This window comes from Clostridium sp. AF02-29 (assembly GCF_934835585.1).
Lineage (GTDB): Bacteria > Bacillota > Clostridia > Lachnospirales > Lachnospiraceae > Otoolea > Otoolea fessa.
The window spans coordinates 17,793-29,729 of record NZ_CAKVZK010000036.1 but is presented as its reverse complement, the minus strand read 5'-3'; the positions used below and the strand labels follow the sequence as shown (position 1 = coordinate 29,729).

Annotated in this window: 7 protein-coding genes; all 7 read left to right on the top strand. The window is 50.5% G+C overall.

What is annotated here, in order from left to right; all coding sequences use genetic code 11:
• Positions 1-138 precede the first annotated feature (138 nt).
• The 7 genes from PUQ60_RS09505 (at position 139) to PUQ60_RS09475 (ending at position 11,933) form a co-directional block, all read left to right on the top strand.
• On the top strand, positions 139-2,091 hold the full coding sequence (locus PUQ60_RS09505) for an oleate hydratase (RefSeq protein WP_273401007.1): 1,953 nt from the start codon (positions 139-141) through the stop codon (positions 2,089-2,091).
• 301 nt (positions 2,092-2,392) lie between these two features.
• Positions 2,393-3,355, top strand: coding sequence for a hypothetical protein (locus PUQ60_RS09500; RefSeq protein ID WP_273380329.1), 963 nt, complete (start codon positions 2,393-2,395; stop codon positions 3,353-3,355).
• 217 nt (positions 3,356-3,572) lie between these two features.
• Positions 3,573-6,188, top strand: a complete 2,616-nt coding sequence (locus PUQ60_RS09495) for a cation-translocating P-type ATPase (protein WP_273380331.1) — start codon at positions 3,573-3,575, stop codon at positions 6,186-6,188.
• A gap of 394 nt (positions 6,189-6,582) precedes the next feature.
• Positions 6,583-9,159 carry a transglycosylase domain-containing protein gene (locus tag PUQ60_RS09490; protein ID WP_273380333.1) on the top strand — a complete coding sequence of 859 codons (2,577 nt, stop codon included), beginning with the start codon at positions 6,583-6,585 and terminating at the stop codon, positions 9,157-9,159.
• A 383-nt stretch (positions 9,160-9,542) separates the two neighbouring features.
• Positions 9,543-10,622, top strand: coding sequence for a Gfo/Idh/MocA family oxidoreductase (locus tag PUQ60_RS09485; RefSeq protein WP_107001112.1), 1,080 nt, complete (start codon positions 9,543-9,545; stop codon positions 10,620-10,622).
• 16 nt (positions 10,623-10,638) lie between these two features.
• On the top strand, positions 10,639-11,355 hold the full coding sequence (locus PUQ60_RS09480) for a hypothetical protein (protein WP_118522761.1): 717 nt from the start codon (positions 10,639-10,641) through the stop codon (positions 11,353-11,355).
• Between the two features lie 68 nt (positions 11,356-11,423).
• The gene (locus PUQ60_RS09475) at positions 11,424-11,933 is read left to right on the top strand and encodes a TRAP transporter small permease (RefSeq protein ID WP_107001110.1); all 510 of its coding nucleotides are present in this window, start codon (positions 11,424-11,426) and stop codon (positions 11,931-11,933) included.
• Positions 11,934-11,937 lie beyond the last annotated feature (4 nt).

Below are 11,937 nucleotides of genomic sequence, written 5' to 3'. Positions count from 1 at the left end.
CAGAAGATGATGCCCTTGACTTTTCTCCAAAAAAGTTTTACTATCAAACTACTATTAGATAGTATTAAAAACTAGATATCGGGGTAATGTAAAAAAGAAGTGGTTTGAAAGTTGAAGAAAGGCAGGGGCGATCAGGACATGAATAAGAAAGCATGGAAAGCGGGTGCGGTATCGGCACTGGCAGTTGGAGCGGGGCTGGCGGCAGCGGCGTCGAAGCGGAAAAAGGCAGGAAAAGTGGTTAAGTCGGCTTCGGATTACCGGAATACGGAACGCGGCAGCCAGGAGAAAAACAGCAAGGGAATTTATTATTCGAAGGGAAATTATGAGGCGTTTGCGCGCCCGGAGAAACCGGCGGGAATCGAGGGCAAATCGGCTTATATCGTCGGAAGTGGCTTGGCTTCTCTGGCGGCGGCGTGTTTTCTTGTGAGAGACGCACAGATGCCGGGAGAAAATATCCATATTCTGGAGGCGATGGAGGTAGCTGGTGGTGCATGTGACGGTATTCAGGATCCGACCCGTGGATATGTGATGCGCGGCGGCCGCGAGATGGAGGATCATTTTGAGTGCCTGTGGGATCTGTTCCGCAGCATCCCGTCCCTGGAGGTGCCGGGGGCATCAGTTCTCGATGAATATTACTGGCTGAATAAACACGATCCGAACTACTCGCTCTGTCGTGCGACGGTCAACCGAGGCGAGGACGCACACACGGACGGCAAATTCCGCTTGAGCCAGAAAGGCAGCATGGAGATCATGAAGCTGTTCTTCACGAAAGATGAGGATCTGTATGACAAATCCATTGAGGATGTGTTTGATAATGAGGTGTTTGATTCGGATTTCTGGCTGTACTGGAGAACTATGTTTGCGTTTGAAAATTGGCACAGTGCATTGGAAATGAAACGATATTTCCAGCGTTTTATCCACCACATCGGCGGACTTCCGGATTTCTCGGCACTCAAATTTACGCGTTACAACCAGTATGAGTCGCTGATTCTGCCGATGCAGAAATATCTGGAGGCGGCAGGCGTCCAGATCCAGTTTGGCACCGAGGTTACGAATGTGCGGTTTGACATCCGGGGTGAGAAAAAGGTTGCGAAGGCGATCGAGTGTGTGAAGGGCGACGAGAAGAAGGAAATCACGTTGACCGAGGATGATTTTGTCTTTATTACGAACGGAAGCTGTACTGAGGGAACGATCTACGGCGACCAGAATCAGGCACCGGTAGAAGGTGCGGAAGTGCGTACCAGCGGCTGCTGGAGTCTGTGGCGTCAGATTGCTGCGCAGGATCCGGCATTTGGACATCCGGAGAAATTCTGCTCGGATATCCAGAAGACAAACTGGGAGTCTGCGACGGTCACGACTTCGGATGAGACAATCATTTCCCAGATCCGCAAGATTTGCCGCAGGGATCCGAGAAGTGGACGCGTCGTAACAGGCGGTATCGTGAGCTGCCGTGATTCAAGCTGGCTGCTCAGCTGGACGATCAACCGTCAGGGACAGTTCAAAGCGCAGAATAAGGACGAGATCTGCGTCTGGGTATACAGTTTATTTACGGATGTACCGGGCGATTATGTGAAGAAGCCGATGCGCGCCTGCACGGGCAAGGAGATCACCGAAGAATGGCTGTACCATCTCGGAATCCCGGAGGATCAGATCGAGGAACTGGCTGAGAACCATGCGAACTGTACGCCGACGATGATGCCGTATATTACAGCATTCTTTATGCCGCGGCGAGCCGGAGACCGCCCGGACGTTATCCCGGATGGATGTGTCAATGCGGCATTTCTGGGGCAGTTTGCGGAGACCCCGCGTGATACTATTTTCACGACCGAGTATTCCGTCCGCACCGCGATGGAAGCGGTGTATGGCTTGTGCGGCGTAGACCGCGGCGTACCGGAGGTATGGGGAAGTGTCTACGATATCCGCGAGCTTCTGGACAGCACGGTCAAGCTGATGGACGGCAGATCGCCGCTGGAAATGAAGCTGCCGATGCCGCTTGAAGCACTCAAAAAGCCGATTCTCCGGAAGATTGACAAGACGGTGATTGGAAAGCTGCTGCGCGATCACGGCGTGCTGAAAGACTGGATGGTGTAAGAGACTGAGGAACGCAGGTGTTACTGGACACGTATGCGTGAACAGTAACACGCAGGTAAATATGGCTGCGTTAGATAAAGGAAGACAGGCTGTCACAAACAGAAGGCCCCGGACGGAAAACGTTCGTGTGGCATTCGTGTGGCAGCCTTTTTTTGTGTAACAGGAAATTGTCGTGAGGCACATTCTTTTTCACTTGCCCGTTTTTCTCTGACATGATACAATAAAGATTGGCGTAAATGTAGAAAATTTGAGAAGAAAACGATTTTGAAAAGGATCGTTTGATAGATGTGAGGGAAAATAGATGGATTATTTACTTTGTATCCCGGCGCGGGAGACAAATACGAGAGAGAATTGTGAGAAAATACATAATGTTCTGGCGCGCATGTCCGATACCTACAAACTGCGGATTGTACCGGAACCGGTTAAGAATAAGCAGTTTCCATGTCCGCCGTATTACAAGAAATACCGGATCTACAAGCCGGTAAAGGAACGCGATACGAACGGAGAGGCATATCTGGAAAAAGAAGAGGAAGAGATGCTCTTGAGTTCCTGCAAGACGGAGGAAGAGCAGGAACTGATGAAAAGCTGTATCTATGCGTACCAGTATTCGGCGGCGATCGTACTTAAAAGCTTCCGGGAGAAGGAAAAGAAAAATAAGATGCAGGTTCGACCTCTTTCGGAGCGGACACAGGCGCCAAGAGGCGTAAGTGGTCCGAATAGGGGAACACGTCTGGAAACACCGGAAAAAGCCGAAAAGCCGGAACAGGAGCGCAGCGCACAAGAACGTCCGTCTGGCAGCGACAGACCGGAACGATCGGAGAGAAGCTATCGGAACCGTACAGCGGATCGTGCTGCAGAGGGGAATACCGAGCGCACGCAGGGCAGAGAGAAAGCTTGCTCAGAGAGAGAGAAGGCAGCGCGTGTTTCAGGAACCGAGAGAGCAGCGGACAGACGTAGCGGAAACCGCGCGGTGCCGGAAAATGAGAAACGGGAAGACCGCCCGGCTTATGGAAGACGGGAGCGGTTTGAGCGCCGTTCACTGCGCAGAGGAGAACGGCCAGAAGTGGAGAAAAATGAGGTCGTGAGAGATCCGGCGCAGGGCGAACTTCCGTTCCGCGCTTACATGGAGACAGGCAGCCTCCCGGCGTTCCGGGATACGGCAGCAACGGTGCCTGTACAGCCGATACAGCGGAAGAAAGAAGGTTATATGCCGATGGAGCGCAAACCGGCCGCGCAGACGCAGGAGCCGGAACCACAGGTGTAAGGTATGTGACCGAAACAGAACGATAAAATTAAATCATAGAATTTATAGAATGGCATCGAAACAATAAGAGTTCCGATGCCATTTGAGCATCAAACAGGACTATGCTTTCCATTTCTTTATTCCAACCATTCAGTTCTAATCCCCCCTATTTTCCGCATATGAATAAATGCAGTCTGTGAAAAGTACAGAACAGGGACAGAAAAAGGGGGAAATGCGCATGTATGAGAACCGGACGGTGGAAGAGGTGTGCAGGGAGTTTTCGGTCGATTTGCGGACAGGCTTATCGGCAGCGGAAGTGGAGGTGCGACAGCGCCATTATGGGGAAAATGAGCTGCGGGAAGCACCACCGCGGAGTCTGATAGTGCGCATCGGGGCACAGCTTTGCGACTCCCTGATTTTTGTGTTGTTTGCGGCAGCCGGGATCTCCCTGCTTTTGGGCGAGTACGGCGATGCGGGGGTAATTCTGGCGGTTGTAGTATTAAATGCCACGGTGGGCGTGATTCAGGAGGGGAAGGCGGAGAAAGCGCTCGAATCCTTAAAACGGATGACGCAGCTGGAGGCGGTTGTGATCCGGGAAGGAAAAGAGCGGGAGATTGCCGCGCGGGAGCTGGTGCCGGGGGATCTGGTCGTGCTCGATGCCGGGCGGCAGGTTCCAGCCGACCTGCGTCTTACCGAGACAGCTGAAATGCGGGCTGAAGAATCAGCGCTGACCGGCGAATCGCGGGCGGTTGAGAAAAACAGCCATTTTTTAGCCGCCGGTGCGCTTCCGGTGGCAGAGCGTAAAAATGAGACATTTATGACTTCTTACGTGACGGCAGGGCGGGGAAAGGGAATTGTCATCGCCACCGGCATGAATACGGAGGTAGGGCGGATTGCCTCTCTGATCCGCGAGGCGCCGGAGGAGGAGACACCGCTGCAAAAAAGGCTGTCGGATCTGGGGAAACTATTGAGTATTCTTACGATCGGGCTGTGCGTTTTATTATTTGCCCTCGCCGTCTGGCAGAAGCGCGACGTGATGGAAATGCTGCTCACCGCGATTTCCCTGGCGGTAGCTGCCGTGCCGGAGGGGCTTCCGACGACGGTGACGATTGTGCTGGCGCTGGGAGTGACGAAAATGGCGCGGGCTGGCACGATTGTGCGCCGTCTTCCGTCCGTGGAAACACTGGGGGCAGTCAGCGTGGTCTGCTCAGATAAAACGGGGACGCTGACGAAAAATGAGATGACGGTGACGACATGTTATGTAAACCGACAGGAGTATACGGAACAGGAATTGGCGCGCTCTAAGGAAAGAGAAGTGGGAAAACGGCTTCTGGAGGTATTTGCGCTGTGCAGCGATGCCGGGGAGACGGTGGGGGATGCCACCGAGCGGGCGCTGTACGGATTTTGTGAAAATTGTGGTGTTTCTCCGGAGCATCTGCGTCGGAGATATCCGCGGAAAGGGGAGATTCCCTTTGATTCGGATCGGAAGAGAATGACGACGGTGCATGAGCAGGGAGAAAACTGGATTTCTTGTGTAAAAGGGGCGCCGGATGTGATTCTTAAAAGGTGTCGTTATGAGATGGAAGAGGACAAAATTGTGCCGCTGACCAGGGAGAGGCGGACAGAGATTGAGGCGGAGATCACGCGTATGTCCGCGCGTGCCCTGCGAGTACTCGCGGGGGCGTATAGGGAGCTTCAAACAGGAAAAATGCCGGATGGAAAGTGGGAGAAACAGGTGGGACAGCTGGAGCAGAACCTGGTATTTCTGGGTCTGGCAGGCATGATGGATCCGCCGAGGGAGGCAGCAGCCGGGGCAGTTGAGGCATTTCGCAAGGCATCTGTGCGGACGGTCATGATCACTGGAGATCATGCAGACACGGCGCTTGCGATCGCCAGGCAGCTGGGGATTGCCAAACGGCGGGAAGAATGCATGACGGGGGCGCAGCTGGAAACGCTGGATGAGGGAGCTCTGGAGGAACGAATCGGTTCTGTATCAGTCTTTGCACGGGTGTCGCCGGAACATAAAGTCCGGATTGTGCGGGCTTTAAAACGCGCCGGGTGCGTGACGGCGATGACCGGGGACGGCGTAAATGATGCGCCGGCGCTTAAATCAGCCGATATCGGGATCGCGATGGGAAAAGGCGGCACCGATGTGGCGCGGCAGGCGGCGGATATGATTTTGACGGATGATAATTTTGCGACGATCGAGAGGGCAATTGAGGAAGGGCGCGGCATCTATGAAAATATACGAAAATCTATACTGTTTCTGCTTTCCTCCAATCTGGGGGAGATTTTAACCATGTTTGCCGCCGTTGCTATCGGAATACCGGCGCCGCTGGGAGCCGGGCACATCCTTTGGATCAATCTGATTACGGACTCGCTTCCGGCGCTGGCACTCGGCATGGATGGAAACGACAGGGAGAACTTGATGCGTCAGCCGCCGCGCCGGACGGGCGAGTCGCTGTTTGCCGGAGGCGGGTGGTTCTGCATGGTATTTTACGGGTCTCTGATTGCAGCAGTCACGCTGGGGGCATTTTTCAGCAGACAGGAGCTTTTGCGGGCACAGACGTATGCATTTACCGTTCTGGGGCTGTCGGAGCTCTTTCATGCGGTCGGCATGCGCTCGCTCACGGGCTCGGCATTTTCGCGCAGTCTTGGGAAAAATCCGCTGATGCTTGCGGCGTTCTTTGTGGGGATTCTGATGCAGGTTGCGGTGACGGAGATTCCTTTTTTGATGAAACTCCTTCACACGGTGCGGCTGCACCCGGCAGAGTGGCTGGCGCTTCTCCTGTTATCCGCCACGCCGTTGTTAGTGCATGAACTTCTAGCATTTCTTCTTCGGAAACGGCGTTGATACAGCGAAAATGCAGTTTACAGACAAGTGTTTTTGAAGCTGAATGCATTGGCAAAATCCCGTTACTGTTTACGGGGAGGCACTTTTGGAACCAAAAGTGCCGTAAGAAAACGTGGTGGCAGCAGGAATTTGCCGTATTTAAATGCGAAGCCGCGGCAAATTCCGTTACTGGGCACGTATGCGCGAACAGTAACACGCGGCAGGAGATTGAGCAGATTTCGAAAACAGGCTTGTTCTTTTGGACAAAAAAACTTATAATAAAAGGGAGTCCAAGCTGATTTTGTCAGAAAAGTATAAAAAGTTGCTGTCCGCAGACAGGCATTTTTGAAGTCTAAGGTGCCGCATGAAAATAGAATGGAAGCAACCATAGATACATAGGAAGATGAGGGAAGAGATGAGGGAGAAACAGACGAGAGAGGACGCCTCCGGCGTTCGAAAGAAGCCGGCAGCTTCATCCGCACGATCTTCGGGCAGGCGGGGCACCGCAAAGAAAAGCGGGAAAATTGATGTCGGCAAGCAAAAGAAAGCGGGCAAAAATAACAGCCGGAGCGGTGGGCAGATCGTGTTCCATGCGATGGCAAGGATCTTTGGAACCATGTTCAAGACGCTTCTGGTGTGTCTGGTACTGCTGGTGATTGGCGGTGCCGGATTTGGCGCATATAAGCTGATTCCGCTCTATGAGGACTATAAAAGCCAGATAGAGGGAGTGGTGGAAAACAGTACGCTGGATACGTTCCGTTTGCAGGAGGCAAGTTATATTTATGATTCCAACGGTAATGTGCTGGCGAAGCTGACGGGAGACGAGGATTCCAGTTATTTGACGTATGACCGGATACCGCAGAATGCAGTCAACGCATTTGTGGCGATCGAGGATCGGACGTTCTGGGAAAATCCAGGCATTGATATAAAAGGTATTTTCCGTGTCGCAGTCAATTACTTTTTGACTGAGGGAGCAGAAAAGCACGGCGCGAGTACGATCACCCAGCAGTTAGCGAGAAACCGTTTTCTGACCCGCGAGGTGTCGATGGAGCGGAAGATCAAGGAGATGCTGATTTCCTTAGATCTGACGAAGAAATACACCAAAGAGCAGATTATGGAGTTCTATATCAATGATATCAGCTTCGCGAACACATACTACGGGCTTCAGGCGGCTGCAAGAGGTTATTTTGGCAAGGATGCGGATGAACTGTCCTTGAGCCAGACGGCATATTTGTGTGCGATTCCGAACTCGCCGACGTATTACAACCCGTACCGTCATCCGGAAAATGCGCTGACACGCCGCGATAAGATTCTGGAAGACATGCTGAGTATGGGATTTATTACGGAGAAAGCGTGCAAAGAGGCAAAGGCGGAGGAGATCACGGTCAACCGCCAGAGAGTGCCGCTGCACAACTATGAGACGACGTATGCGATCGACTGTGCGATTCGCTATCTGATGCGCCGTGACGGCTTTGAATTCCAGTATGGATTCCGCAGCGACGAGGCTTACAAAGAGTACAATGCCAATTACAACGAGGTGTACAACCAGGAGCGCGATGCGCTCTACACGGGCGGCTATAACCTTTATACCTCGTTGGATCCGGACAAGCAGACGATCCTGCAGGATGCATTAGATGGAGTTTTGTCCTTTGATGGCAATACATCCGAAAACGGCGTTTACAAGCTGCAAGGCGCGTCCACCGTTATTGACAACAAGACGAACCGCGTCGTGGCGATTGTGGGTGGACGTAGTCAGGAGACGGATACCTACACATTAAACCGTGCGTTCCAGAGCCCGAGACAGCCGGGAAGTTCTATCAAACCGTTGATCGTGTATACACCGGCACTGGAAAATGGTTACACATCGGAAACAAGGATTCCGAATATCGATATTGACGCGGCGAAGCAGAAGGGCGTGGATGTGAAGTCCCTTTCCGGCGAGAGGCTGGAGCTTCGAAATGCGGTCGAGCGAAGTAAAAATGGTGTGGCATGGTATATCTATGATGATATCACACCGGATGTCGGCATGGCATATTTAACCCAGATGCGCTTCGCGAGCGTGCAGGCGGCGGACTATTATCCGGCGACCTCCCTGGGCGGCTTTACCACCGGTATGACGACCGAGGAGATGGCGGGCGCTTATGCGGCGCTGTCAGACCAAGGACAGTACCGCGAACCGACCTGTATTATCAAGATGATCAATAACCAGGGCGAAGATATTTTTGAAGATTATGAATCGGTTCAGGTTTACCAGGAGAGCAGCGCCGTGCTGATGACCGATATTTTAAAGGGAGTTGTCACAAAAGGTACGGCGGCGTCGATGGGTTGGAGCGGCAATATAGAGGCGGCCGGAAAGACCGGTACGACCAACGGCAGCCGTGACGGCTGGTTCTGCGGCATGACGCCATATTATACGATGACGGTCTGGGTTGGCTACGACCAGCAGAAGACACTTTCCAGCCTGTACGGCGGCACGTATCCGGCGAAGATCTGGAAAAATGCGATGGAAAAGATGGTAGAGGGGCTTCCGGCGGCGTCCTTTGATACCCCGGAGACGGACAATGGACGCGGAGAAGGAACCTATCTGGCAGGTCATCCGGATGCATTTGAAATCACAACCAGCGGATATACCGCGGCGAATTTCAGAAGGGATCATTTGCTCTCGGATGAGGTGGCGAAGCTTCTGGAGTCTGCAAAGAGCGGCGATTCCGGGCGCAGCAGCAAGGAGTTAAAAGAAGACGCCAGCGCCAAGATCGAGCAGATCAAGAGCGAATCCATCAAAGAGCGGATGCAGCGGATCTACAAGACGGGTACGGCAGGAAAACGGTATTCAGCCCCGGCGGTGGTGCCGGAAACAGCTGCCGAGACAGTTGAAGATCCGGCAGAATCTAGCACGACGATCGTGCCGGCAGGACCGAGCAGCGACATCGGACCAGGACACGGTCCGGCGCAGGAACCGGCAGTGGGTCCGGCGGCGGAGATTGGGCAGTAAAGAATTGAAAATGAGAAGAGTCATTTGATGCAGAGACATTAAATGGCTCTTTTTTGTTTTGTAGAAAAGAATTGTTCTATGAAATCTGTTCAAGATTTATGTGGAATCAATGGCGGAAGAATATTTGAATGAGAATAAAATTGACCGATTGTTTATGCAATAAGGGAAATATGGGGGAAAATGGAATGGAAATGTACAATACAATGAAATAAAACATGATAAAAGATCAATACGATTTAAAGTTCGTCAAATAAAATCAGAAAACGACTTGAAAATAAAAAAATAAAGTGCTAATATATCAGTAAGATATCTAAGATATATTAAAGAAATAACAAAGTGCATGTACTAATAAAAGATTAAAAAAGAAAGGAAGGAAAAAGAGTATGGGCGACAAAATCAGATTTGGTATTATCGGCGGCGGTATGGCAGGTCCGTTAAATGCAGGAGCACTTCGGGATATCCCGGAAGCAGAGGTTGTTGCATTCTGTGACGTGAAAGAGGATGTGGCAAAGGAATTCAGCAAAGAGTACAATATTCCGTCTTATTACACGGATTATAAAGAGATGCTGAAACGAGATGATATCGATGCTGTCTGTGTAGTAACACCTCCATTCCTGCATGAGCAGATGGTTGTGGACTGCGCGAAGGCTGGCAAACACGTAATGTGTGAGAAACCAATTTCTGTCGATTGTAATGCAGCTGACAGGATGATTGCAGCATGTAAAGAAGCGGGCGTTAAATTTGGTGTTATCTTTATGTACCGTTTCATGGATCAGGCTCAGCTGATCAAGAAAGCGCTGGATGAAGGCAAGCTTGGTAAACTTCTTTCGGTTGATTGTTCTGGAAAATGCTTCCGAAGCGATGAATACTATGCTTCCGGTGCATGGAGAGGTACATGGAAAGGTGAGGGCGGCGGTTCCCTGATTAGCCAGACCGTTCATTTTATTGACTTAATGCTTTATTTAGTCGGCGATGTAGAGAGACTGACTGGTAATTATATGACAACCCTGCATCCGGATATTGAAGTAGATGACGTAGCCAACGCAATATTCAAATTTAAGAATGGGGCGTTGGGAAGCCTGGTAAGTAGTAGTGCAGTCCGTCCGGGTTATCCGCGTCACATCGAAATCCACGGTGAAAAAGGTACGATCAAGATTGTGGAAGAAGAGATCGTAGAATGGAAAGTAGAAGGCATGAACGAGGATGATTACCTGACCAAGGTAAAAGTTGACTCTGGTGATACAGCAACGGGTGCTGGCTATGTGGCAACCGAAAACCACAGAAGACAGCTTACTGATTTCATCCATGCGATCAAAGAAGATCGTGAGCCGATGGTAGACGGCGTAGAGGGAAGAAGAACACTTGAATTTATCCGTGCGATTTATCAGTCGAGCGACCTTGGTAAAGAAGTGCATTTCCCGATCCAGGAAGATGAAAAATACGGAAAGAAGACAGCTTGGTAATAAGGAGGTATAGATTATGGAAAAGAAGATGTATACAGAGACGTTGGAAAAGGTTCGCAATGATTATGCGGTTCGCAATATTGATAAATTAGAGGCAGCGATCAAAGCCGGTGATATGGAAAAAGCGCTGGAGCTGCACAAATTAAATGTAGAGAAAAAGACAGGATTTCACCATTTCGCAGTCCGCTGGGTAAATCAGACATTACGCAATTTCAAGAAATGGGCACCGGATGAGGCGATCTTTGAATGTATGGAAGACTATGCATTATGGTGCTATCCGCCATGTCTGCAGGACTGGATGGAGAAATATAAAGCGGGTCAGGCTACATATAAAGATTTCCCAATGGAAGATTTCCTGGAGAACCGTGCAGTATTATGGTCTGCTCTTCATGATAACGGCGATCAGATTTGGGAAGAGGATGAGGAGAAGATTACCTTTACACTTCCGCGTTGTAACAGCGGCGGCTGGCTGGTAACCGAATGTCCAGACAAGGTACAGACTTTAGATAAACCGGATCCAAGAGCTTATAATAAGGAAGGATTCCAGTGCTACTGCCTGAACTGTACAACCATGTGGGAGTTTGGTTGGTACAAATGGTTTGGATGGCCATTATTCATTATGGATGTGCCGACTATCGGCAGTGACGGTAAGTGCGTGATGGTTATGTACAAAGATCCGAAAGATATCCCGGATTCTTACTATGAGAAACGCGGCTTAGAGAGAAAGATCTAATAAAAAAACGGCGGCAGTTTCACCGGCTGCCGCCTTTGTAAAAACTATCCAGGAAAGGGGGATACATTATGAAAGAAAAGGGGAACCCACTTCTCCAGATAATTCGAAATGTAAATGATGCGGTAGTAGTTGTTCTTTTCCTTGCGATGACAATTACAGTTATTATTCAGGTTTTTTTTCGTTTTGTAATACAGAGTCCTCTTAGATGGACCGAAGAATTAGCGAGATATCTGATGATATGGCTGGTATTGATGGCATCGGCGATTGCGATGAGAAATCGTTCTCACCTTCAGGTAGATGTTCTGACATCTGCACTTCCGCAAAAGCCGAAACGCATTTTGACCGCGATTGTAGATCTTTTAACGATTGTTTTCTTATGTATTATGACATATTTCGGGTTCAAAGTAGTACAGTCTACGACGGCTCAGACGTCTCCGGCGATGCAGATTCCGATGGCTTTGATTTACGCGGCATTCCCAACCGGTGGAGTTTTGATGATTATGGAACAGCTCCTTACCTTTATCGAACGCTTAAAAAACAAGAATGCACCGGAAGAACCGAGAGAATTTATAGATTAGTAAA

Coding starts and splice junctions, on each gene's coding strand:
- PUQ60_RS09505 (WP_273401007.1), top strand. CDS start 139: ATGAATAAGAAAGCATGGAAAGCGGGTGCGGTATCGGCACTGGCAGTT.
- PUQ60_RS09500 (WP_273380329.1), top strand. CDS start 2,393: ATGGATTATTTACTTTGTATCCCGGCGCGGGAGACAAATACGAGAGAG.
- PUQ60_RS09495 (WP_273380331.1), top strand. CDS start 3,573: ATGTATGAGAACCGGACGGTGGAAGAGGTGTGCAGGGAGTTTTCGGTC.
- PUQ60_RS09490 (WP_273380333.1), top strand. CDS start 6,583: ATGAGGGAGAAACAGACGAGAGAGGACGCCTCCGGCGTTCGAAAGAAG.
- PUQ60_RS09485 (WP_107001112.1), top strand. CDS start 9,543: ATGGGCGACAAAATCAGATTTGGTATTATCGGCGGCGGTATGGCAGGT.
- PUQ60_RS09480 (WP_118522761.1), top strand. CDS start 10,639: ATGGAAAAGAAGATGTATACAGAGACGTTGGAAAAGGTTCGCAATGAT.
- PUQ60_RS09475 (WP_107001110.1), top strand. CDS start 11,424: ATGAAAGAAAAGGGGAACCCACTTCTCCAGATAATTCGAAATGTAAAT.